Below are 23053 nucleotides of genomic sequence, written 5' to 3'. Positions count from 1 at the left end.
GTTTGGGCGGGTCAATAACGCAGTAAGGGGCAAATCGGTAGCCCGGCGACCGCGTTTCCGCCGAAATTCCGCGCACTGTGGCGTGGACGTAACGCTGATATCGGGTTTTAGCCGACATAACGCAAGTGGAGGATGGGATAAGGCCGCCCCTCCGGATCGCTTTCCGAGCGCCCGATGACTTCGAAGCCGCGCGCGAGATAGAAGGGCAGGGCATTATCCGCCTGTTCGTTGGCGTCGACCAGTAGATCCGGAGACAGGGACAGGGCGTGCGCTATCAGGGCACTGCCAAGGCCGCGGCCATGCGCGGCGGGATCGACGAACAATGCGTCGATCATGGTCCCGTCCATGGCAAGGAAGGCCTGCACCGCCCCGGCATCGTCCTCGACCAGCCAAAGCGGTGCCTGGGGCAGGAACTGCTCCGCGACCATCGTGTCGATCTCGGCGCGGTGTGCGGTCGAGAGGAAGCCATGGGTGGCGTCGACCGCTGCGCGCCAGATCGCCAGCGCCCGGGGGACATCGGCTTTGGTGCCAGGGCGAATATGGAGCATCAGCGCCTTCCCCAGAGGATCACCAGGCATCCCGCCACTGCCAGCGCCGCGCCGGCCATGTCCCAGCGCGTGGGCGGCACCCGCTCGACCAGGATCATCCAGCCGAGCGAGGCGAGGATGTAGATCCCGCCATAGGCGGCATAGGCTCGCCCGGCCGCGTCGGTGCTGCTTAGCGTCAACAGCCAGGCGAACAGGGCGAGCGATACGCCGCCGGGGATCAACCACCAGGCCGATTTGTCCAGCCGCAGTACCGCCCAGAAGGCGAAGCAGCCCGCGATCTCGGCCAGCGCGGCGCCGGCATAGATCGCGAGCGTAGCCGGGTTCATGCCAGGTCGGGCGGAGTCGCCTCGGCCACCAGCTTGGCCACCACTTCGTCGAGGCTCAGCATCTGCTGTCCCTGGCTGCCCAGCACGCGCAGCGCCACGGTGCCTTCCTCGGCCTCGCGCTTGCCGACGACGAGCAGGTTCGGAACCTTGGCCACTGAATGCTCGCGGACCTTGTAGTTGATCTTCTCGTTGCGAAGATCGGTCTCGACGCGGATGCCGACAGCCTGGAGCTTCTTGGCGACTTCCTTCGCATAATCGTCGGCGTCCGAGACGATCGTCGCCACCACCGCCTGGGTCGGCGCGAGCCAGGTCGGCAGCTTGCCCGCGAAATGCTCGATCAGGATGCCGATGAAGCGCTCGTACGAGCCGAAGATCGCGCGGTGGAGCATCACGGGGCGGTGACGCTCGCCATCCTCGGCGACGTAGGACGCATCGAGGCGCTCGGGCAGCACGCGGTCCGACTGGATCGTGCCGACCTGCCAGGTGCGGCCGATCGCGTCGGTCAGGTGCCATTCGAGCTTGGGCGCATAGAAGGCGCCTTCGCCGGGCAGCTCTTCCCAGCCATATTCCTCGGTCGCCATGCCGGCGCGGACCACCGCGTCACGCAGTTCGGCCTCGGCCTGGTCCCACATCTCCTCGGTGCCGAAGCGATTCTCGGGGCGCAGCGCCAGCTTGATCGAATAGGTGAAGCCGAAATCCTTGTAGACCCGGTCGGCGAGCTCGCAGAAGTTCTGCACTTCCTCGACGATCTGGTCTTCGCGGCAGAAGATATGGCCGTCGTCCTGGGTGAACTGCCGGACGCGCATCAGCCCGTGCAGCGCGCCGTGCGGCTCGTTGCGGTGGCAGCAGCCATTCTCGACGAGGCGCAGCGGCAGGTCGCGATACGACTTGATCCCCTGCTTGAAGATCAGGATGTGCGCCGGGCAGTTCATCGGCTTGAGCGCCATCCACTGCGCGCCTTCCGACACCATGGGACCTTCGTCCTCGATGTTCGGCGTCTCGTCGGGGATGACGAACATGTTCTGGCGATACTTGCCCCAATGGCCGGACTGCTCCCACTGGCGCGCGTCCATCACCTGCGGCGTCTTCACTTCCTTGCTGCCCGCGCCGTTCACCGCGCGGCGCATATAATCCTCAAGCGCGCGGTAGATGACATAGCCGTTCGGGTGCCAGAACACGCTGCCATGCGCTTCCTGCTGGAGGTGGAACAGGTCCATCTCCTGGCCGAGCTTGCGATGGTCGCGCTTGGCCGCCTCCTCGAGGCGCATCATGTGCTCATCGAGCTGCTTCTTGTTGAGCCAGCCGGTGCCGTAGATGCGCGAGAGCATCGCGTTCTTCTGGTCGCCGCGCCAATAGGCGCCCGAGACGCGCGTCAGCTTGAAGGCGTTGGGATCGACCTTGCCGGTGGAGGCGAGGTGCGGGCCGCGGCACATGTCCAGCCACGCGTCCTCGCCCTTGCCGGCGCGGTACACCGTCAGTTCCTCACCTTCGGGCAGTTCCTGCGCCCATTCGGCCTTGAAGGTCTCGCCCTGCCTGGTCCAGCGATCGATCAGCTGCTGGCGCGACCAGACCTCGCGGATCAGCGGCTCGTTCTTGCCGATGATCTTGCGCATCTCGGCTTCGATCGCCGGCAGGTCCTCGTCCGTGAACGGGCGATCCTTGGGCGCGAAATCGTAATAGAAGCCGTCATCGGTCGCGGGGCCGAAGGTGATCTGGGTGCCGGGGAAGAGATTCTGAACTGCCTCGGCGAGGATGTGCGCAAAGTCGTGTCGCGCGAGTTCCAGCGCGTCTTTTTCGTCCTTGGCGGTGACCAGGGCGAGCTGGGCGTCGCCTTCGAACGGGCGGCCGATGTCGCGCAGCTCGCCATCGACGCGCGCGGCGAGCGCCGCCTTGGCCAGGCCCGGACCGATCGCCGCGGCGATGTCCGCCGGGGTAGTCCCCGGGGCTACCTCGCGGACGGAACCGTCGGGCAGCGTAATGCGGAACATCTCGGACACGGGTTTGACTTTCACTGGAGTGTTTAAGGAGCGCGGCTTATGCCTTCGCCCGACCAATATAGGCAAGCCGTATGACTGATGCACATCGCGCCGCCGCCATCATCCCTTCGAACGACCTGATCGCGAGCACCGCCTTCTACGAACGACTCGGGTTCCGGCTCACCAGCGACCATGGCCACTACCGCATCCTGAGCGACGGCAAGGGCTGGGACCTGCACCTCAACCAGGCAATGACCGGCTGGCTGGCGCCGGGGCACAATCCTTTCGGCATCTATCTCTACACCGACGATGTCGACGCCGTGGCGGACCGCGTGCGCGAGCACATCATCGAGAAGGAGGAGCCGAGCCTGAAGCCCTGGGGCTGCTACGAGTTCGCGGTGAGCGATCCGGACGGCACGCTGGTGAGGATCGGCCGCATTGCATCCTGAAGCCGGGCAATTGCTGCGCATGGCGGCCGATGCCGCCAACCAGGGCGCGTTCAACCAGGCGCTGCCGATGCTGAGCCATGCGCTGGCGTTCGATTCCGAGGCGACGGCGCCGGCCTATGCGGAGCTGCTGTCGCACCTGTCGCTGACCGGCTGGCCGACTCAGCTGGAGGCGGACCTGGTGACCTGCCTGCATGCGCGTACGGTCGATCCGCAGGTATTGGCGCGGACGACGGCACGCATGCTGCTGGTGAAATATCCCGAGCCGGCAGTGGCGGAGGACGCGCTGTGGATCGCGTTCCTCACCCGCTGCATCAACGTCGATCCGGCGATGGAGACGCGGCTGGCCTGGCTGGCGGAAGAAACGCTGCCGGAGGGGTTGCGGGCGGCGCTGGCGGTGCAGGCCTTTGCCGGCGAGTATGTGTGGGGCGGGGAAGGGCTGGGCGTTCCTTCCGAGGCGGCGGCCGCGCTTGCCGAGGAGCGGGCGCTGGCTGAGGCGATGCCATCGCTCGGCGTATCGGGCGACGCCGTATCGGATAGGGTGCGCGCGCAGTACGAGGCCAATCCCTATCCGCGCTGGCGCGCGCCCGCGGGCCGGCAGCGCGTGTCGGTGGCCGCGCACCTCGCCGCGCTTGGCGCCCCGCAGGCCGAACCGCTTGCGGTGCTGGTCGCCGGCTGCGGAACCGGATTCGAGCCGATCGACCTGGCCCGGATGGACCCGTCGCTGACGATCACCGCGCTGGACCTGAGCGGCGCCAGCCTTGCCTATGGCCAGCGCATGGCCGGCGCGCTGGGCGTGCAGGCGGTGCGCTTCGTGCAGGGCGACATCCTTGATGTAGCGAAGCTGGGCCAGCGCTTCGGGCTGGTGAACTGTACCGGCGTGCTCCACCATATGGAGCGGCCCGAGGACGGGCTGGCCGCGCTGACGGGCGCACTGGAACCGGGCGGGGTGGTGCGGCTCGCGCTCTACAGCGAGCGTGCGCGAGGCTGGGTTGCCGAGGCGCACCGGGTGATCGCCGAGCATGGCTGGGATGCGAGTGTGGAGGGCATTCGCACGTTCCGTGCGCATGTGCTGGCGCTGCCGCCGGAACAGCCGCTCTCCCGGCTGCGGGAAAGCGACGACTTCTATACGCTGAGCGGGTGCCGCGACCTGTGCTTCCATGTCCGCGAGCATTGGTACCGGCTGCCGGCGATCGGCGAGATGCTCGGCGCCGCCGGGCTGGAACTGCTGATGCTCGATGCCCCGCCCGATGCGCAGGGCCTGTTCACGCGGCTCTTCGGGACCAGCGGCGACCGGCGCAGCCTCGCCCTATGGGACCAGGTGGAGGCAACGGCGCCGCATCTGTTCGCGGGGATGTTCCATTTGTGGGCGAAGCGGGTGCAGTAGCCCTCTCCCCGGAGGGGAGAGGGAGAAGAAGGGTCACCCGTCGATCGGCAGCGGGGCATCCGGCGAAACCAGGCTCGCTTCGCGCAGCTCGCGCCAGAAATCGGCGGGGATCGCTTCGTTCAGCGCGGCATGGTCCTCGGCGAGGCGGCTCGGCTTGCTGGCACCGGGGATCACCGCGGCGACCGCCGGATTGGCCAGCGAGAACTGCAGGCCCGCCGCCTTCATGCTCACGCCATGGCGATCGGCGATCGCTCTGATCCGGGCGACCTTGTCGAGCATCGCCCGGGGCGCCGGGGCATATTCGAAATGCGCGCCGCCGACGAGCACGCCCGAGCTGTAGGGTCCGCCGACGACGATGCCGAGGCCGCGCTCGGCGACCTTGGGCATCAGCCGCTGCAGCGCGCGTTCGTGGTCGAGCAGCGTATAGCGGCCGGCGAGCAGGAAACCGTCCGGGCGCGGTTCCTCCAGGTCGAGCAGCAACTCGCAGGCCTCGACCTTGTTCACGCCCAGGCCCCAGGCCTTGATCACGCCTTCGTCGCGCAAGCGGTCGAGCGTGCGGAAGGCGCCCTTGCGCGCCTCGGCGAAGCGGTCGACCCATTCGTCGCGATAGAAATCCTGGGCGAGGTCATGGACGAAGACGATCTCGATGCGATCGGTCCTGAGCCGCTTCAGGCTGTCCTCGATCGAGCGCATCGTCGCGTCTGCCGAATAGTCGTTCACGACCTTGTTGGCGCGGCCATGGGCGAAGACGCCGGCCTTCTCGCCCTGGTCGCGTGCGCTGACATCCTCGAGCTCGTCGAGGATGACGCGACCGACCTTGGTGCTGATCACATATTCGTCGCGCGGGCGGCTGCCGAGCACTTCGCCCATGCGGATCTCGGCCAGGCCGGCGCCGTAGAGCGGGGCGGTGTCGTAATAGCGGATGCCCTGGTCCCAGGCGGCATCGACGGTGGCGAGCGCCTCCTCCTCGGGGATGTCGCGGAACATGTTGCCGAGCGGGGCGGCGCCGAAGCCGAGCTTGCCGGGGAGGATGTCCTTGATCGCCATATCGCGCTGCCCTTTTCCGAAGCCGTGTCGAGCCCGGCAGATAGGTAGCGGCGCCTGTGCGCGAAAGACCCGTACGGGTAGGGTTAGAGCAGCCCGAAGGGCACCACCCGGTTGAGGCGGACATGCCCGATCTCGGCGCGGCCGAGATAGGGCACGCCCATATCGTGGCACCAGCGCAGGATCATCTGGTCGATCGTCTCGCCGAAGCTGTAGTTGCCCGCGGCCTCGCCATTGTCCTTGACCGCCGAGACCGCGCCCAGCCGCACGCCGGCAATGCCCTTGAGCTGGGTGGCGTGCGCCATCTGGAACATCATCCGGTCGATCCGGTAGAGCGGCTCGTCCACCTCCTCGATGTAGAGGACATGGTCGGTCAGGTCGGGCAGGTATTTGGTGCCGATCAGCGCATTGAGGATCGACAGGTTGAACGCGGCGGCGGGGCGGCCATCGGCCAGCGCCGGCTCCAGACCGCGCTTGTCGCCGTCGATCAGCCAGCCGAGCACCCAGCCTTCGGAAACGCCCTCGTCATGCTGGCCGAGGCCCGAGGACATCGACCCGTGCGCGACGCGGCCGACCCGCGCGGCATAGAGCGCGCCGAGCATGAAGCCCATGTCCGAGAAGCCGATATAGGTCTTGTGGCGGGCAGCCGAACCGAGCTTCGGCATCACCATGTCGAGGATGCGATTGGAGCCATAGCCGCCGCGCGCGAACCAGATCGCGTCGAACGCCGGATCATTGGCATATTCGAGGAAGGCGGCGGCGCGCTGCTCGTCGGTGCCGGCGAAATGGCCCCATTCGAGATAGCATTGCGGATGGAACACGATCTCGTGCTCGGGATAGGTCAGCGCCATGAACGCGGATAGCCTGGCCGAGGATTCCCGGCTGACTGTCCTTGCTGGTGCGACGACTCCGATGCGCATGCCTTGCCCCTTTGCTTCGAATTGCCGATAGCGCGAGGCCATGGAGCATCGCAAACCTTACTTCTTCGTCGGCATCGGTGGATCGGGGATGATGCCGCTGGCGATGATCCTGGCCGGGCAGGGTGCCAGCGTGGCCGGGTCGGACCGCAGCCTCGATTCGGGGCGGCTGCCGGCCAAGTTCGATTTCCTGAAGGCCAGCGGGATCGGACTGTTCCCGCAGGACGGGAGCGGGATCAGCTCGAGCGAGCAGGTCGTCGTCGCTTCCGCCGCGATCGAGGAGACCGTGCCTGATGCCCGCCGCGCCGCGGAGCTGGGCAATCCGCGGATGACGCGTGCCGAGCTCAACGCCGCGCTGTTCAACGGCTCGCCGGCGTCGATCGGCGTGGCAGGGACCAGCGGCAAATCGACCGTCACCGGCATGATCGGCTGGATCCTCCATGCGCTGGGCCGCGATCCGACGGTGATGAACGGCGCGGTGATGAAGAATTTCGTCACGCCCGACGCGCCCTTTGCCAGTGCGCTGGTCGGCAGCGGCGGCGCCTATGTGAGCGAAGTCGACGAGAGCGACGGATCGATCGCGCTCTATCGCCCGCATGTCGCGGTCCTCAACAATGTCAGCCTCGATCACCTGCCGATGGAGAAGCTGATCGAGCTGTTCGGTGCGTTCATCGCCCGATCGGGCAAGGCGGTGGTCAATCTCGACAATGGCGAGGGCGCGCTGCTGGCGGCGACGATGCCGCGCGACCGGCTGGTGACCTTCGCGATCGGCTCGGCCGCGGACCTGACGGCGATCAACCTGCGCGAGCAGCGCTATGGCATCGCGTTCGAGCTGGCGCGCGAGGGTGAACCCTCGATCCCGGTGACGCTGCAGGTACCGGGCAAGCACAATGTCTCCAATGCGCTGGCGGCGATCGGCGCGGCGCTGGCGGCGGGGATCGCGCTCGAGGATGCGGCCCAGGCGATCCAGGGATTCCAGGGGCTCAAGCGCCGCTTCGAACTGGTCGGCGAGGCGAACGAGATCGCGGTGATCGACGATTTCGGCCACAACCCCGACAAGATCGCCGCGACGCTCGACACGCTCCACGCGTTCGAAGGGCGGTTGCTGCTGCTGTTCCAGCCGCATGGCTATGGCCCGCTCCGGGTGATGCGGCGCGAGTTGGTGGCGATGTTCGCCGAGAAGCTGGGCGCCGAGGACGTGCTGGTGCTGCCCGACCCGGTCTATCAGGGCGGCACCACCAATCGCGAAGTGACCAGCGCAGACATCATTGCCGATGTCGCGGCGACGGGGCGCAACGCGGTGCACATTCCTGATCGGGCAGCGGCGGCGGCGCATCTGGTGGCGATCGCACGACCGGGGGACCGGATCGTGGTGATGGGCGCGCGCGACGACACGCTCAGCCAGCTGGCAGCCGAAATGCTCGGGCGGCTCGCACATTAAAAATAGGCAATAATTCTTCGTATATTCAGAAAGTTGTAGACTTTGTGTGCGCTGCAATGTCACCTTCCCCTCAGATTCCGGGGAGGCGGCATATGCGGTTGCTGCAGCCAGTCTTTTGCGTGTTCGGCAAACACCATCGCAGCCGTGGGCGCGCATGGAATGACGGCTCGACCTTTCGATCCTGGTGCGAGGGCTGCGGCAAGCCGATGATCCGCGACATGCGGGGCTGGAGCGTCGATCCCGACCCGCCCGTTGGAAAGCAGCATTAGCAGTTAGTCGTGGGTGCTTTCCGATATGGAAAGCTTCATTGACATATCTGTCGTTTATCAAGTAAAGCGTCCTTGACTGATTCGAAAGGACGCTTGACATGAAGACAAGTACGGTTGCCGGCCGCCGCTATCTGAAGCGGTTCGTTCCGACGATGATCGCCTATGTCGTCGTGCTGTTCGCCTGCGTCTGGGCGCTCAAGGAGCTGCATCCGACCGGCGTGGCGCTGGTCACCCTCTCGGTTCTGCCGGCGCTCCCCGTCATCGGCGTGATCGTCGTGATGGGGCTCTATCTTCTCGAGGAAACCGACGAGTTCCAGCGCCAGCGCATCGCCGCCTGCATGTTGTTCGGCACCGGCGTGCTGCTGGCCGCGGTCACCATATATGGCTTCCTCACCAATGGCGGCGCGATCCAGCCCGATCCGGATATCGCGATCTGGGGCTTCCCGCTCTGGTGCGGCGCCTGGGGGATCGCGCAGTGCGTGCTGACCTGGCGCGATCGGTTGGCGGGAGACGGCGAATGAACAATCGCCTCCGCGTGCTGCGCGCCGAGCGGGCGTGGAGCCAGCAGGACCTGGCCGAGCGGCTCGAGGTCTCCCGCCAGAGCGTCAATGCGATCGAGACCGGCCGCTACGATCCCTCGCTCCCGCTCGCCTTCAAGATCGCCGACCTGTTCGGCCTGACCATCGAAGAGATCTTCACCAATCCCAACCGCAAGGACTGACCCATGATCCGTCGCATTGCCTTCGCCCTGCTCGCAACCGCCAGCATCCCGATGATCCTGCACGCTCCCGCCGCGCATGCCGCGGTTGCCCCGGCCAGCCTGATCCAGATGGACCACATCTCGGTGCAGGTGATCGGCAAGGGCAGCCCGGTGATCCTGATCCCCGGCCTTTCCAGCCCACGCGCGGTGTGGGACGGCGTGGCACCCGAGCTGGCGAAGGGGCACAGCGTCTATCTCGTCCAGGTCAACGGCTTCGGCGGGGACGATCCGCGCGGCAATCTGAAACCCGGCGTGCTTGCCGGCATCGTCGCCGATCTCGATGCCCTGATCGTCCGCGAGAAACTGGGCAAGCCGGCGGTCGTCGGCCATTCGATGGGCGGCCTGGTGGGGATGATGCTGGCGGCCCGGCATCCCGATCGCCTCGGGCGGCTGATGATCGTCGACTCCTTGCCCTGGTTCGGCGTGCTGATGAGCGTGCCGGGGATGGAGGCCTCGGTCGAGACGGTCACGCCGCAGGCGGAGCGGATGCGCGACGCAGTGGCGGCGGGCTATGGCAAGCCCGCCGATCCGGCGGCGATTGAGCGCAACATTGCCGGCATGACGATGAAGCCGGAAAACCTGCCGCGGCTTCGCGAGTGGGCCGCCAAGGCCGATCCGCGCGTGACCGCCCAGGCGCTGTACGAGGATCTGACCACCGACATGCGCGCGGAGCTGGGCCGGATCACGGTGCCGGTCACCGTCACCTTCGCGTGGAACGAGACCTATCCGCGCCAGCCACAGGCAGTGCAGTTCTACACGGCGCAATATGCCGGCGTCGCCAGGCTGAATCTCGTTCCGACCGGCCCGGCCCAGCATTTCGTGATGCTCGACCAGCCGGCAGCATTCCAGGCCGCGCTCACTGCTTTCCTCGCGGGCTGAGTGCCGCCGCATAAAGAAGGGCCCGGGAAACGCTCCCGGGCCCAGTTCTGCTCACATCTGTTATCTGGGGATCAATAGGTTCCAAGGAAGCTCCGGTTCAGGTTCCGGTCGCGATTCCAGTCCTGATCGTCGCGCCCGCCGAACAGTGCGCCCGAGCGTTCCTCGTCCTTCCATGCCGCATGCGCCTCGTCCGCGGTCTTGCGCAGCGTCACCTTGTCATCGACCGACTGGATCCAGCGCGACGGGATCGAGTGGTGATGGCCGCCCGCATCGGCATCATGCTTCGCCAGGATGATGCGGTCGCCGCGGATCTTGTCGACCTTCCCGACATGCACGCCGTCCGATCCGACGACTTCCATATGCTCGATCACCCGGCGAAGGCCATCGCGCTGGCCCTGGCGATCGGTGCGCCAGTTGTTGAACTCGCTCTCGAAGCGCTGGGCGTTCTCGCGGCGATATTCGTCATAATCATTGTCGAGTTCGGCGATGCGCTGGCGGCGCCAGCCCGAATAATGGTCGTCCGGCCCGTGCGCCCAGCGCTCGTCGCGCCCCTGGCGCGCGTCGTAGCGCATATCGGCTTCGCGGCGACGTTCCGCCTCGCGATCGCCGAACCAGGAGCGTACCTCGTCGCCGGCGCGATCGAAAAAGCCGCGATCCGGGTCATAGCCCGTGCGGTACTCGCGATCTTCGCCGTAGCCGCGCGGTGCATCCCAGTTGCCGCGATCGGTGCGATAGTCACGGCCGCCGCGATCCCAGTCGTTGCCATAGCCGCCGCCATACCCTTGGTTGCCGCGATAGCCGCGTCCCTTGCCGAACGCGCCGGCCGCCGCATATTCGCGGGCGCTCGAATAATGCTCACCTCCGGCGCGTCGGACGCCGCTTACCTGATACTGGTCCTCGGGGCCGAAATACCGGGGATCGCCGTAACGGTCGTTCATCGAATCCTCTCCACTGCAGGTTGGGCTGAGTTGGTGCGGATTCAGCGGACGAGCGGGTATTATGGTTCCGGAAAAAGCCAGCTTATTCAGTGCTGTTCGCCGCACTAGCGAAGCGTTTTGCCGCGCGCGTTGCAAGCCGGTTGCATTGGGGAAAAAGCGCCGCTAATGCAGCGCCTCTCCGGGTACCCCGGAGACAGGCGGCGGGGCTGTAGCTCAGATGGGAGAGCGCTGCAATCGCACTGCAGAGGTCAGGGGTTCGATTCCCCTCAGCTCCACCAGCCGCCATATTTCCCAAAAGCTAGCTGACGCGCCCCCGAGGGCGCCATCGTGTCGCGGTCTTCCGGTTCAGAAGAAGGGCGCAAGCAGCACCATCAGGGCGGCCACCGGCACCACGGCACGTGCTGTCGCCGGGCGATAGGTGAGGCCGAGCAGGATGATCGCGCTCGCCAGCGGGATCAGCCCGAACCAGAGCACCAGCGCCTGACCGCCATCATGCGCGAAGATCGCGAGCAGTAGCGATAATGCGATCAGTCCCCAGCCATAGCGAGCCGGGTGCCGCAGCGCGGTCAGCTTCGCCTGTAGTCCGAGCAGCGGATCGGCGTGGCGCGACATGCCGGCGGCGAGCGCGAACATGCCGAGATAGAGCAGGCCGGTGATGGCGAGGATCATGCGGCGCGCCTCCGCCGTTGCGGGCGTTGCTTGGGGCCGCGGCCTTGCTGCACGGCCAGCCAGGCGAGCGCGGCTGCTGTTGCCAGCAGCACGGCCGATACGACGCTGACCGAAAGGCCGAGGACTGCGGCGAGCATGCAGGCCAGTGCGGTGACGCCGGTGAGCAGCGGCCAGGACCAGCATGGCTTGAGTGCGGCGCCGACCACCAGCGCGGCCCCGGCGGTATAGAGCGCGGTAGAGACCTCGAGCTCCGCCCGGCCTCCGATGCCGAGCGGCAACAGGCGGTTGGCAAGGAGATAGGCGGCGCAGCCCAGTGGTACGCCGGCCAGCACCCCGGCGTTGAGGCGCTCGACGATGCGATTGCCGATCGAGAGCGGCGCACGCTCGCGGCGCTTGACGATCCACAGCACCATGCCGGTGGCGATTGCGAGGGTGAGCATCGCGCCGCCGAGGAAATAGAGCCAGCGGGTGAAGATCGGCGCGAAGCGGGCCATGTGCAGGCCATAGACGACATTGTAGGTCTGGACCGCGGCGCGGTTCTCGCGCCACTTGCGGAGCGGCTGGCCGGTTACGCCGTCGAAGCTCATCTCGGCCATGTTGAAGCCGAGCTGGTCGGCATCCGAGCGGAACACACTGACCACTGCGCCCTTGTCGCCCGGATTGAGCACATAGACGCGGCCGATCGTGCCGCCGAGTTGGCGCTGGGCCTCACGCAGCATCGGCGCGATCGGGGCGAGCGGCGCGGGCACGTTGGCGCGTTCGCGCTCGGCGATGCCTGGCGAGAGGTCGTGGTATACGGCCTCCAGGTCGTTGCCATAGGTCGCGGTGATCGCCCAGGGCATGTTGAGCGAGGCCAGGGTCACGATCCCGGTGAAGGTGATCATCAGGTGGAAGGGCGTGGCGAGCACGCCCAGCGCGTTGTGCCCGTCGAGCCAGGAGCGCTGGCCCTTGGCCGGGCGGAAGGTGAAATAGTCCTTGAAGATGCGCCGGTGCGCGATGATCCCGGTGATCAGCGCGACCAGCATCACCATCGCCGCGATCGATGCGAGCAACCGTCCCCAGGGATAGGGCAGCTCCAGCTCGAAATGCAGGCGGTAGAAGAATTCGCCGCCCAGCGTCTCGCGCGGAGCCGGCGCGCCGGTCACCGGATCGAGCGCGCGATAGAGATATTTGCCGCCGGTATCATAGGTCGCCTCGACCGTGTTCATCCGGTCGCTGGGCGCGGTGAAGAACCAGGCGTTGGAATCCTTGGCGTTGGCGGTGAGCCAGGTCGCGGCGGCCTGGATCGCGTCGGCCGGGTCGGCCTTGGCGCTGGTCTCGGGGCGCATCCACTGGCCGATCTCGGGCTTGAACACGCTGAGCGTGCCGGCAAGGCACATGACGAACAACACCCAGCCGAGCAGCAGCCCGACCCAGCCGTGCAGCCAGGCCATGACCTGGCGGACGCCCTCGCGTACCGCCGCGCTCATGCCAGGGCCCCCGCCGCCCAGGTGATCGCGGCAAGGATCGCGCCGACCAGAACGATGCCGGCCCAGGCGCGCCAGGGACCGCGAGCGAGGAATGCCCAGATCGTCACCGCCGGCCCGATCAGCAGGGCGATCAGGGTGGCGGGGATGATCGCCTCGACCCTGGGCATCGGCAGCACGCGTGCAAGCGCCGCGGCGGCGAGCGCGGCGACGGCATAGGCGCCGATCGTCCCCGCCACCACGCGCGCGGCGACATTGGCGCGATAGCGCCAGCCCTGTCTTTGTTGTGCTGCCCCTGCCACGCGCCTGGTCTTAATAGTTGAAGCTGAGCGCGACACTGACGTTGCGCGGTGCCGCATAATAGGCCTGGCCCCACATCAGGCTGCCGAGATATTTCTCGTTGCCGACATTGCGCACGTTCACGCTGGCGCGGACCTTGTCGACCAGGCGGACGCTGGCCATCAGGTCTACCACCGCATAGCTGGGCTGGCGCAGGATCACGTCGCCGGTGACGATGCCATAAGCTTGGACGCCGCTATCGGCATAGGTGATGTCGCCCTGCCAGCGGAACTGCGCGCCGAGCTTGAGGTCGTTGAGCTGGGGCACCGTATAGGTGGTGGCGAGCTTGAGCGTCCTGCGCGGCAGGAAGGTCCGCGCCGGGTTGCCCGCCTCGTCCTCGATCTTGAGGCCGGTATAGCCGCCGCTGATCGACCAGTTGTCGGTCACCTTGCCGGCGAGTTCGATCTCGAAGCCCTTCGAGGTGGTATCGACCCCGGTATAATAGCTGTCGCCCGCGCGGCAGGGATCGGTGGCGGCGCAGGTTCCGGCAAAGGCCGCCAGCCCCTTCTGCTTGGCGCGGAACAGCGAGGCGGTGGCGTAGAGCTTGCCGCCGAACCACTCGCTCTTGATGCCGCCTTCCAGGCTGCTGCCCGCCGCCGGATCGAGCCGCTGGCCGCTGATCAGGATCTCGCTCTGCGGATTGAAGATGTCGGTATAGCTCGCATAGAGCGAGAGGTTCGGGGTCAGATCGAACAGCGCGCCGACATAGGGGCTGATCTTGCTGTTCTTGCGCGACTGATCGGTGCCGTAGGAATCGCCGAGCGACTCCAGCCACATCGCGCTGACGCCGACCACGGCCTTGAGCCGGTCGGAAAGGTTGAGATGCGCGGCGCCATAGGCGCGCTTCAGTCGGTCCGAATAATCGGCGGCGAGATATTCGCCCGGATAGCTCGGTTCGGCGATATCGACCTGGCCGAGGCTGAGCACCGGCGGATAGTCGATCGCGTCGAGCGAGAAATTCTCCCATTCGTGCACATCGGTGCGACCGCTCGATACGCCGAATGCCAGCTGATGCTCGCGGCCGAACAGCTTGACCGGGCCCGAGACGTAGAAATCGCCGAGATACTGGTCGTAGACCGACGGGTAGATGCCGGCCATGCCGCCCAGGCCAAGCCCGGTAGCCTTGTCCGGATTGCCATAGGCGTAGAGCAGCTTCGCTTCGTAGCTGAGCCGACGATAGGTGGCGATCGTCTTGGCCGACCAGCCGCCGCCAATGTCATAGGCGAGCTCGGCGAAGGCGGTCTGGTCGAGCGTGTTCCAATAGGTCCAGTCGGCCGCGGTCGAGGCCGAGCGGGCATAGGGAATGCGGGTGCCGTCGGTATAGCTGAGCGGCAGCGAGCCCCACATCACGCCCGAGGCATCATTGTCCTGGCGGCTGTAACCGGCGGTGAAGGTCAGGCCGTCGAGTATCTTCGCTTCGATCGTCGCGCCGAACACGTCGCGGTTGACCCGGTTATAGGCCAGGTAGTTGTCGCCTTCCTGATGCGCATAGACCAGGCGGACGCCGACCGAGTCGTTCAGCGGCACCGACACATCGCCCTCGGCTCGCCAGCTGTTCCAGCTGCCGTAGCGGATGCTGGCACTGGCCTTGAGCGCGTCGAGCGGGCGCTTGCGGACATAGTTGATCGTGGCCGACGGGTTGCCGATGCCGGTCATGATCGCATTGGCGCCGCGGATCGCTTCGACCCTGTCGAACAGCGCCGTGTCGAGATCGCCGAACTGGATGCCGGCGACCAGCGGCATGCCGATGCCGTCGAACTGGAAATTGGTGATGTCGAAACCGCGCGCGTTGAAATAGGTGCGGTCGGTCTCGACCCGCTCGACATTGATGCCGACGGTCTGGGTAAGCAGGTCGTTGACGTTGTTCAGCGCGAAATCGTCGATGCGGGTGCGGTCGATGATCGTGATCGACTGCGGGGTTTCCTTCGGCGTGAGCGACAGGCCGGTGGCGGAGGGGGTCTTCTGCTCGATCGTGCCGGTGACGACGATCTCGTCACGCGCCTTGTCCTGGTCGTCCTCGCCGTCGGGGCCATGGGCCCAGGCGGCCGAAGGAAGGAGCATGGCGCTGGCGAGCAATGCGCCACGGAAAAAGCTGTTCATCCCGGTTCCCCAGAAACGGATCGTTCGGGGGCTCGTTAGGGAAGGCTATATTGCGAGTCAATCGCATTAGCGAAAGCGCGGATGGTGCGCGCAAAAAGGGGGAGCGGTATGCCGCTCCCCCAGCAATTACCCATCGAGGGGCAATCAGAAGTCGAGTTTCGTGCCGACGCGGAAATAGCGGCCCATGATATTCGGACCGGCCCAGGCCGGGTTGTAGCCATAGCCACCATAGGCAGCGTTCGGATCGAACGGCGGCTTGGTGTCCAGCAGGTTGAGCACGTTGAGCGTCAAAGCGAAATTGTCGTTCAGCTTGTGCTGGATCGTCAGATCGACGTTCCAGACATCCTTCGAGCGGCACTGAACCGGCGTACCATCGTCATACGTCGCCGCGTAGCGGGCAACTGCGCTCTCACAGTTGAACGGGATGGCATTATAATCGACCGCCGCTACGTGATAGCCCGCCGTGTAATAGGCAGTAGCCGTCACGCTGGTTCCACCGAACTGGAAGGTATTCTGCCAGCTTGCTCGCCAACGCGGCGAACCCGAGCAGGACGTGACATTGCACGGGCTCAGCGTGTCTTCATATCGCTGCGGTTCTCCAGCCTCGCCGGTGAACGGATCGACGAGCGTCAGGTGGTTCTTGTCGAGATAGGAGACATCGGCGGAACTGATCCAGCGAATGCCATCGGTCAGCTTGATGTTTGCGTTGGCGCTGAAATCGATGCCTTGCACTATCTGCCTGTTGGCATTGGTGTAGGAGGCCTGGATGTAGCCGATATGCGGCAGCGCATTGGGATTCGCAGGGTCGACCGTTCCCGGCGTCACGACGAAGCCCGGAATATTTACCACGCCGTTATTGGTATAATATTGATCGAGCACGGGCCCGATCCCGCTCACGCCAACGATCTGATCCTTGACCTGGATGCGCCAGAAATCGACCGTGAAGCTCAGGCCGCGGATCGGCTCGAAAATCACGCCGGCGGTAAGGCTTTCAGACTTTTCCGGCTTGAGGTTCGGATTGCCGACATTCGTGAGGCCTACCGAGAAGGGGCTCGAAGCATAGCTGCTGTTCGGGCCGCCGTGCGCGTTACAGAAAGCCACGTAGTTCTGGCAGAAGGCCGTGTTTCCGCCCTGGGACACGAAGCCGGTGGTCGGAAGACCAAAAGCCTCGTTGAAGCTCGGGATACGGAAGCCCTTCGACCAGGTGCCACGCAGCGCGACTTGCTTGATCGGCGTGATCTTGCCGCCCACCTTCGGCGAGAAGTTCTTCTGCCCGGTGGAGTAGGAGTCATAACGGCCCGAGAGGTTCAGTTCGACCAGGTCGAGCGCGGTCGCCTGGATTTCACCGAAGGCCGAGAAGACCTTGCGGCTGCCCGACGTGCCCACCGAGTTGATGGTGTAGTAGCGGTCATACGGATGCGCATCGTTCTGCGGGTTGGCGCTCGGTGCCATGATCGATTCGTAGCGGTAGGAAGCGCCCGCTGCTGCTTCGATGCCGCCGCCCGGAAGATCGATCACATGCCGCGAGACATTGGCACTCGCCTGCCACAGGTCCGAGTTCGAGACCGTCAGGCTGTCCGGGCTGATATAGTCGAGGACACTCTGCGGGGTCGCGCTGGGATTGCTGAAGTTGAAGGTGCCGCGTGCGACGACGTCCATGATCCGCTGTGGGGTCACATATCCGCTCTGCGTGCGGGTGAGCTTCGAGTTCGCCGCAACAAAGTTGGCGGCATAGTCGAACCCGCCGATCGTTCCCGACATGCCGATGACGCCACGGATCGAACGCGACACTGCCTCGTTCGAGGTCGGGCGTTCCATGCGGTACGAGACCTGTGCCGTCTGCCCGGCAGCCGCATAGGGGTTGTATGGGTTGAGAGTGCCGTTGGTGGCGTCGCAGCCGGTGCCCACGCCGTTCAGCGTGCCCACGCCATTGGCGCACACATAGACAGGCAGGATCACATAATAAGGCTCTGCACCGCTGGTCGGATTGGTTGGCTGGCCAGCAAAGGACGACGGCGTCGCCTGGGCGAACGTGGAAGTCTTGTAGTAATTGCCCTGCGCGTAGAACTGATGCGAATCACCGATATTCGCGGTGAAGCGGGCGGATGCGCCCATGCGCTCAACCTCGGGCAACACCATCAGATAGGCGGCGTTCTGGTTGACTTCGCAGAGGCCATTGGTCGGCGCGGAGGGCGTATCTGCAAGCTGGCCTGCAGTGAGCGGGCGCAGGACGCCAACTGCACCGCAGCCACGAGCGGGATTCAAATAGCTGTAACGGCCGGAGGAGACCGGGGCGCCCGGGGTGAGTACCGGACGGACGAGGGCGACACCTGGCGTCGACCAGAGCGCGTTCACCGAGCCATCGGGGCTGATGCCGTTCCAGTTCAGATTGTGCATGCAACCGCCATTGCCGTTGCACATCTTGCCCCAGTCATAGGTGTTGAACGGATAATCGCGGTCGCGGGCCCAGAGCGGATCCTGCTTCATATACTCGCCGCTGACGTAGAAGTTGAAGCCCTGCTCGCTCAGGTCGCCAAAGCCCCAGGTCAGGTCCCCGCGGTTCTCGGCTCCGTCCCCGCGCTGCGAGATGCCGGCGGAAACATTGGCGTGGAGACCCTTGATCTCCTTCTTGGTGATCACGTTGATCACGCCCGCGACTGCGTCGGCGCCATAGGTTGACGAAGCGCCGTCCTTCAGCACTTCGATGCGCTCGATGATCGCGCTCGGGATGGTGTTGAGGTCGACGAAGTTGCGCTGGCCGTCGTCGGCGAGCGGATAGGGCGCCATGCGCATGCCGTCGAAGATGGTCAGCGTCGCCTGCACGGTGAGGCCGCGCAGCGAGATCGCGCTCGCGCCCACCGCGAAATTGCCGCCGGCATTCCAGCCCTGGGTGATCGTGCCGGCGTTGCCGGCCGAGATGCGCTGCACCGCTTCGGTGACCGTGTTCAGGCCGCGCTGCTCGAGCGCTTCGGCGGAAAGCACGGTGACCGGCGACGGTGTCTCGGTGTTGGTGCGGCGGAACAGCGAACCGGTGACGACGATCGCCTCGCCAGTGTCTTCCTGCGCGGCCGGAGCCGGCGTTTCCTGGGTAGGGCCTGACGTTGCCTGCGCGGCCGGTGCAGCGGCTTCCTGCGCATAGGCCGGCATCGCGATCAGCATCGCGCCGCACAGCGCGGTCGAGCCCCGCAGGAAACGGGTCATGGTCTTGGTTCGATTTATCATTGCTTGCCCTTTTGTTGGTGGGCCGCGGCGGTGCCCGTGCTCGGGTCACGCGGTGGCGGGCCACTCCCTCTTTCGTTCGCGCGGCGGGCTGCATCGCGCTCCGGTCAATTCCGTTGAGAACCCCTGCTGACCCGATCGTCCGCGCAATTGCTGCAGCCTGCCCCGCTGCGCCGCCTCCGGATTGGAGAACAGGCACGCGGGCGACGCTGCGGGGCGAGGCGCGACGGATCGCGCCCTAAGCGTCCGAGTCGGAGCGTGTTGCGATGAAATCCGACCCCCGGGGCAGGGCAGCTCGGCGGCATGTAAGCGGTACCATGCGATTTCGGCGCACGGCGCACTCATTCTGGCGCAGGGCGAATTGCATAGCGGTACGGTAGGAATACGCTGACGACTCGTTGAGCGTGCTTTTCCCCTTATCAAGGGAGATACCGAATGCCCGAGAATGGCCTCTTCGATTCGTCGCTTCCGACCCTGACGATCTATGATCGTGCCGACCGACCCGCGCGTGGCCTGCTTGCCCATGCCGGGCAGATCATCGAGCTTGGCGCCGGTGGTGGCGGGCGCAACCTGTGGGCGGCGCGCCTCGACGAGGCGGTGCGGCTTACCGAGCGCCCGGTGATCCTGGTCGCGCACGGCATTGGCTGTTTCGCGGTGACCTGGTGGGCGCGGCTGTCGCCGGCTTCCTATGTCGAGAAGGTGGCGGGCGCCGTGTTCGTCCGGCCGCTTGGATCGGCGGTGACGGCATCGCCGGACCAGCTGTTCGCCGGGCCCAGGCTGCGTATCGCCTTTCCCTCGATCCTGGCCGACACCGGGGCGGACGCCGCGGCGCTGGCGCGGGACTGGGGCAGTCGCTTCCTCGACTCCTCGCCGGTGCGCTCGATCAGCGACCTGCTGGCGTCGCTGCGCGGGGAGCCGGAAGAGGAGCCCGGCGCCGAGCATCGACTGCTCAGCCTGGCGGGCTGACCACATAATGCTGGATTTCGGCAGGCGCGTGCCTTAGGGGCCGCGCTGTGCTGCTTCACGCAGCAACTCGCTATTTGGGGAGTAGCCAGCCGCGCGATCCGCGCGGGCTCCCGCGTCAACATACTTGGTCGAGAGGCCATGGCGCGGGAGGGACGGGAACACCGTTCGGGCGAGACCAATGGCGTCGCATCTCCGCTCTTGCCGGGCGGGGAGGTGCGATGTCGTTGGATTTCGTCTCCGTCCGGCCCGGAGTATCCCTTGTTCGAAGCCCTGTTCAGCTCCACCGCGCTGGTCGCACTTGCCGAGATCGGCGACAAGACCCAGCTGCTCGCGATCCTGCTCGCCACGCGGTTCAAGAAGCCGGTGCCGATCATCCTCGGCATCCTGGTGGCGACGCTGGCCAACCACTTCCTCGCCGCGCTGGTCGGTTCGGAAGCGGCGCAGCTGCTGCAGGGCATCTGGTTCCGCTACCTGATTGCCGCCTCGTTCATCGCCATGGGCCTGTGGACATTGATCCCCGACAAGATCGACGACCTGGAGGACAAGCCGGCGCGGTTCGGCGCGTTCCTGACGACTGCGATCGCCTTCTTCGTGGTCGAGATGGGCGACAAGACCCAGCTGGCGACGGTGGCGCTGGGCGCGCGCTTCCACAATGTCTGGGCGGTCACGGCGGGTACCACGCTGGGCATGATGCTGGCCAACGTCCCGGCGGTGTTCCTGGGCAACGCGCTGCTGCAGCGGGTGCCGCTCAGGCTGGTCCACGGCATTGCCGCGATGCTGTTCCTCGCCGCCGGCATCTGGATGCTCGGCGAGACGGCGGGCTGGTTCTAGGCGCTCCTACATCGAGAGGGCGCCGACTCGCGGAAGTACACAAAGTACAGGCCAAGAGCGGGTTTTGCGGCGCCTCAAGTTGACATAGTTCCCGCGAACGCACCGCATCTCGCAACATTGTTGCGTGCGCGTGATCCTATTTTCCCAACTGCGTCAAAGAGCGGCCGGCCATGGGGCTGGCCGCTCGATCGCAGCAGGCGAAATCCTACATTGCAAGGGGTGGCGTGCGTGTTCCCCGGCCTTCGCCGGGGAACTGAAAATGGAATTGGAATGCCGCCTAGGCGCCCATCTCCGCGGTGAAGGTGACGCGCAGTGCCTCGGAGAGGCTGCGGGCGCCCAGCTTCTGCATCAGGTTCGCCCGGTGCACTTCCACCGTGCGCGGCGAGATGCCGAGATCATAGGCGATGGTCTTGTTCGGGAAGCCGGCGGCGAGCCCGTCGAGCACTTCGCGCTCGCGCGCCGAAAGGCTGGCGAGCTGGGTGCGCGCGGCATCGGTGCGGGTGGCGCTGTTGGCTTCGTTGGCGCGCTCGAACCCGTTCTCGATCGCGCAGAGCAGCTGATCGGCCTCGAACGGCTTTTCGAGGAAATCAAAGGCGCCGTTGCGCATCGCCTTAACCGCGATCGTCACGTCGCCATGCCCGGTGAGCACGATAACGGGCATGGTCACGCCGCGCTCGTTGAGCTGGTGCTGCACCTGCAGCCCGTCCATTTCCGGCATGCGGATGTCGAGCAGGATGCAGCCGGGCTCGACGTTGCGCAGCTCGCGGAGGAAGGCGACGCCGGAAGGCCAGGTGCGCACGGAATAGCCCGTTGTCTGCAGCATGAACCCGATCGAGTTCCTGACGCTGTCCTCGTCGTCGATGATGTGTACCAGCCGGCGGTCATTCATTCGGACTGCTCCGTTTCCATGCGGATAAGCGTGAAGTGGAATGCAGTGCCGCCGCCGGGGCAGGCCTCCATCCAGATCTTTCCGCCATTGGCCTCTACGATGGTGCGGCAGATGGAGAGGCCAAGCCCCATTCCGCCGTCCTTGCTGCTGTTGAAGGCGCGGAAGAGATTCTCCGCGATATCGGGGGCGATGCCCGTGCCGGTGTCGGTCACGGTGACGCGGACATAGCCGTTCGGCTCGGGCCTGCTCGATATGGTGAGGCGCCGGATCGGCGATGCGGACATCGCATCCACGGCATTGCGCATCAGGTTGATCAGCACCTGCTGCGTCTGGATCTTGTCGACCAGCACGACCGAGCTGGCGGGGTCGATCTCGAAGAAGGAGTCGACGCCGCGTTCGCGTGCGCCGATCAGCGCGAGCTTGGCGGCTTCCTCGACCAGCGCATCGAGGTCCTCGACGCTCTTCTCGCTGTCGCCGCGTGCCACGAATTCACGCAGGCGCCGGACGATCCCGCCGGCGCGCATCGCTTCGTTGGTCGCTTCGTCCAGCGCGTGCTGGATCACCGGCAGGTCAGGGCTCTCGTTGCCGCGCATCAGATTGCCGGCGCCGCGGACATAGTTGACCACCGCGGTGATCGGCTGGTTGAGCTCGTGCGCCAGGGTGGAAGCCATGGTGCCCATCGCGCTGACACGCGCGGCATGGACCAGTTCGCCGCGCAGCTGCTCGATCCGGTCCTCGGCCTTCTGCTTCTCGGTCAGATCGCGGATAAAGCCGGTGAACACGCGGTCGCCATCGGTGATCGCCTCGCCGACCGAGAGCTCCATCGGAAAGGTCGAGCCGTCACGCCGCTGGCCGATCACGGTGCGGCCGCGGCCGATCACGCGGCGCTCGCCGGTCGTCAGATAGCGGGCGATATAGTCGTCATGCCGCTCGCGATCGGGGTTGGGCATCAGCCGGTTGATGTTGGTGCCGACGACTTCGGCCTCGCTGAAGCCGAACAGCCGCTCGGCGGCGGCGCTGAACGAAAGGATGTGCGCGCGATCGTCGATCACGATCATCGCGTCGGGCACGGTGGCGAGCACCGAGCGGAACTGATTGACGCTCGCCTTGAGCTGGCGCTCGGTTTCCTGCTGCGAATCCGTCGGCGGACGCGTCGTGCCGCGGCCGGTCCGGAACCAGCTGACGAAAAGAAGCAGGAGCCCGGACGCGAGCAGGAACAGCAGGAGATCGGGGAAATCTCCTTGCGCGGGGCGAACGAGGTTCTCCGCGACCAGCGACAACAGCACCGCCAGCAGGCCGGGGAGGAGCCCGCACAGGATCGCTGCGACGAGTATCGGCAGGAGGAAGATCAGATAATAGGGCCGGTCATCGGTCCAGGGATCGATCAGGGCGCGAAGCCCGCATGCGATTGTCACCGCCAGCAAGGTTATACCGTACCGGTCCAGTCCTCGATGGAGCGCCCCAGCTCTCATCTCAGGCTCCGATGACCGCCGATCTCCACCTATATTGATCGCGTGCATCGGCTACTTGCGGAGCAAGCGCGCGATACGTTCGACAATTGGCGAGTCGGCCAGAGTTAACCATTACATCCGCCTAATACTGCCCGCCGATAAGTTCACACCCGTGAAAATACAGTGGTTCAG

22 protein-coding genes, 1 tRNA gene and 1 riboswitch are annotated in these 23053 nt (G+C 65.8%); of the genes, 10 read left to right on the top strand and 13 right to left on the bottom strand.

Annotated elements, in window-relative coordinates; all coding sequences use genetic code 11:
- Window positions 1–107 precede the first annotated feature (107 nt).
- The 3 genes from HNP52_RS21190 to thrS are packed head-to-tail and all read right to left on the bottom strand — an operon-like array spanning window position 108 to window position 2862.
- Window positions 108–548: an acetyltransferase gene (locus HNP52_RS21190; protein ID WP_184170366.1), complete on the bottom strand. Its 441-nt coding sequence runs from the start codon at window positions 546–548 to the stop codon at window positions 108–110.
- Window positions 548–874: a YnfA family protein gene (locus tag HNP52_RS21185; protein WP_184170363.1), complete on the bottom strand. Its 327-nt coding sequence runs from the start codon at window positions 872–874 to the stop codon at window positions 548–550. The genes HNP52_RS21190 and HNP52_RS21185 overlap by 1 nt, the downstream gene beginning before the upstream one ends.
- Entirely contained in the window at window positions 871–2862 is a 1992-nt protein-coding gene (thrS, locus tag HNP52_RS21180) for a threonine--tRNA ligase (protein WP_221416607.1), read from the bottom strand. The genes HNP52_RS21185 and thrS overlap by 4 nt, the downstream gene beginning before the upstream one ends.
- An 80-nt stretch (window positions 2863–2942) precedes the next feature.
- Here thrS and HNP52_RS21175 point away from each other — a divergent pair, with 80 nt between their 5' ends.
- A complete protein-coding gene (locus tag HNP52_RS21175) occupies window positions 2943–3299 on the top strand; it encodes a VOC family protein (protein WP_184170357.1) in 357 nt (118 codons plus the stop codon).
- Entirely contained in the window at window positions 3289–4683 is a 1395-nt protein-coding gene (locus HNP52_RS21170) for a bifunctional 2-polyprenyl-6-hydroxyphenol methylase/3-demethylubiquinol 3-O-methyltransferase UbiG (RefSeq protein ID WP_184170354.1), read from the top strand. Before HNP52_RS21175 ends, HNP52_RS21170 begins: the two co-directional genes overlap by 11 nt.
- Window positions 4684–4716: 33 nt before the next feature.
- Here the strand turns inward: HNP52_RS21170 and HNP52_RS21165 are convergent, their stop codons facing one another.
- Complete coding sequence (locus HNP52_RS21165) at window positions 4717–5730, bottom strand: aldo/keto reductase (protein ID WP_184170351.1); 1014 nt, start codon at window positions 5728–5730, stop codon at window positions 4717–4719.
- An 83-nt stretch (window positions 5731–5813) separates the two neighbouring features.
- Window positions 5814–6647 (bottom strand): LD-carboxypeptidase, encoded by an 834-nt coding sequence (locus HNP52_RS21160; RefSeq protein ID WP_184170348.1) that lies wholly within the window; start codon window positions 6645–6647, stop codon window positions 5814–5816.
- Between the two features lie 40 nt (window positions 6648–6687).
- Between HNP52_RS21160 and HNP52_RS21155 the strand changes: the two genes are divergently transcribed.
- From HNP52_RS21155 to HNP52_RS21135, 5 genes are all read left to right on the top strand, one after another.
- The gene (locus tag HNP52_RS21155) at window positions 6688–8085 is read left to right on the top strand and encodes a glutamate ligase domain-containing protein (RefSeq protein WP_184170346.1); all 1398 of its coding nucleotides are present in this window, start codon (window positions 6688–6690) and stop codon (window positions 8083–8085) included.
- A 92-nt stretch (window positions 8086–8177) separates the two neighbouring features.
- A complete protein-coding gene (locus tag HNP52_RS21150; RefSeq protein WP_184170343.1) occupies window positions 8178–8354 on the top strand; it encodes a hypothetical protein in 177 nt (58 codons plus the stop codon).
- A gap of 98 nt (window positions 8355–8452) precedes the next feature.
- Window positions 8453–8875, top strand: a complete 423-nt coding sequence (locus HNP52_RS21145; protein WP_184170340.1) for a hypothetical protein — start codon at window positions 8453–8455, stop codon at window positions 8873–8875.
- Window positions 8872–9075, top strand: coding sequence for a helix-turn-helix transcriptional regulator (locus HNP52_RS21140; protein ID WP_184170337.1), 204 nt, complete (start codon window positions 8872–8874; stop codon window positions 9073–9075). Before HNP52_RS21145 ends, HNP52_RS21140 begins: the two co-directional genes overlap by 4 nt.
- 3 nt (window positions 9076–9078) lie before the next feature.
- Entirely contained in the window at window positions 9079–9993 is a 915-nt protein-coding gene (locus tag HNP52_RS21135) for an alpha/beta fold hydrolase (protein ID WP_184170334.1), read from the top strand.
- Between the two features lie 71 nt (window positions 9994–10064).
- Here the strand turns inward: HNP52_RS21135 and HNP52_RS21130 are convergent, their stop codons facing one another.
- On the bottom strand, window positions 10065–10931 hold the full coding sequence (locus HNP52_RS21130; RefSeq protein ID WP_184170331.1) for a DUF2171 domain-containing protein: 867 nt from the start codon (window positions 10929–10931) through the stop codon (window positions 10065–10067).
- Window positions 10932–11133: 202 nt separating this feature from the next.
- Here HNP52_RS21130 and HNP52_RS21125 point away from each other — a divergent pair.
- Window positions 11134–11209 (top strand) — tRNA-Ala (locus tag HNP52_RS21125).
- Window positions 11210–11276: 67 nt separating this feature from the next.
- On the opposite strand, the gene HNP52_RS21120 is transcribed toward HNP52_RS21125, so the two are convergent.
- The 5 genes from HNP52_RS21120 to HNP52_RS21100 all read right to left on the bottom strand — a co-directional run bounded on the left by HNP52_RS21120 (window position 11277) and on the right by HNP52_RS21100 (window position 18706).
- The gene (locus HNP52_RS21120; RefSeq protein ID WP_184170328.1) at window positions 11277–11600 is read right to left on the bottom strand and encodes a DUF3325 family protein; all 324 of its coding nucleotides are present in this window, start codon (window positions 11598–11600) and stop codon (window positions 11277–11279) included.
- Window positions 11597–13069, bottom strand: coding sequence for a PepSY domain-containing protein (locus tag HNP52_RS21115; RefSeq protein ID WP_184170326.1), 1473 nt, complete (start codon window positions 13067–13069; stop codon window positions 11597–11599). Before HNP52_RS21115 ends, HNP52_RS21120 begins: the two co-directional genes overlap by 4 nt.
- Window positions 13066–13368 carry a DUF3649 domain-containing protein gene (locus HNP52_RS21110; protein ID WP_311768526.1) on the bottom strand — a complete coding sequence of 101 codons (303 nt, stop codon included), beginning with the start codon at window positions 13366–13368 and terminating at the stop codon, window positions 13066–13068. Before HNP52_RS21110 ends, HNP52_RS21115 begins: the two co-directional genes overlap by 4 nt.
- A 10-nt stretch (window positions 13369–13378) precedes the next feature.
- Window positions 13379–15505, bottom strand: a complete 2127-nt coding sequence (locus HNP52_RS21105) for a TonB-dependent siderophore receptor (protein WP_184170319.1) — start codon at window positions 15503–15505, stop codon at window positions 13379–13381.
- A 144-nt stretch (window positions 15506–15649) separates the two neighbouring features.
- Complete coding sequence (locus HNP52_RS21100; RefSeq protein WP_184170315.1) at window positions 15650–18706, bottom strand: TonB-dependent siderophore receptor; 3057 nt, start codon at window positions 18704–18706, stop codon at window positions 15650–15652.
- A gap of 453 nt (window positions 18707–19159) precedes the next feature.
- On the opposite strand from HNP52_RS21100, the gene HNP52_RS21095 reads away from it, so the two are divergent.
- Both HNP52_RS21095 and HNP52_RS21090 read left to right on the top strand, forming a co-directional pair.
- Window positions 19160–19690 (top strand): alpha/beta hydrolase, encoded by a 531-nt coding sequence (locus HNP52_RS21095; RefSeq protein WP_184170312.1) that lies wholly within the window; start codon window positions 19160–19162, stop codon window positions 19688–19690.
- 63 nt (window positions 19691–19753) lie between these two features.
- Window positions 19754–19938: riboswitch (yybP-ykoY riboswitch) on the top strand.
- Between the two features lie 10 nt (window positions 19939–19948).
- Entirely contained in the window at window positions 19949–20521 is a 573-nt protein-coding gene (locus tag HNP52_RS21090; protein ID WP_260396295.1) for a TMEM165/GDT1 family protein, read from the top strand.
- Between the two features lie 277 nt (window positions 20522–20798).
- On the opposite strand, the gene HNP52_RS21085 is transcribed toward HNP52_RS21090, so the two are convergent.
- Window positions 20799–21410, bottom strand: a complete 612-nt coding sequence (locus tag HNP52_RS21085; protein WP_184170306.1) for a response regulator transcription factor — start codon at window positions 21408–21410, stop codon at window positions 20799–20801.
- A complete protein-coding gene (locus tag HNP52_RS21080; RefSeq protein WP_184170303.1) occupies window positions 21407–22882 on the bottom strand; it encodes a PAS domain-containing sensor histidine kinase in 1476 nt (491 codons plus the stop codon). The genes HNP52_RS21085 and HNP52_RS21080 overlap by 4 nt, the downstream gene beginning before the upstream one ends.
- Between the last annotated feature and the right edge of the window lie 171 nt (window positions 22883–23053).

The sequence above is a fragment of the Sphingomonas kyeonggiensis genome (genome assembly GCF_014204495.1).
GTDB classification, from domain to species: Bacteria; Pseudomonadota; Alphaproteobacteria; order Sphingomonadales; family Sphingomonadaceae; genus Sphingomonas; species Sphingomonas kyeonggiensis_A.
The sequence above is the reverse complement of the archived record's forward strand: the minus strand, read 5'-3'. Positions and strand labels throughout refer to the sequence as shown.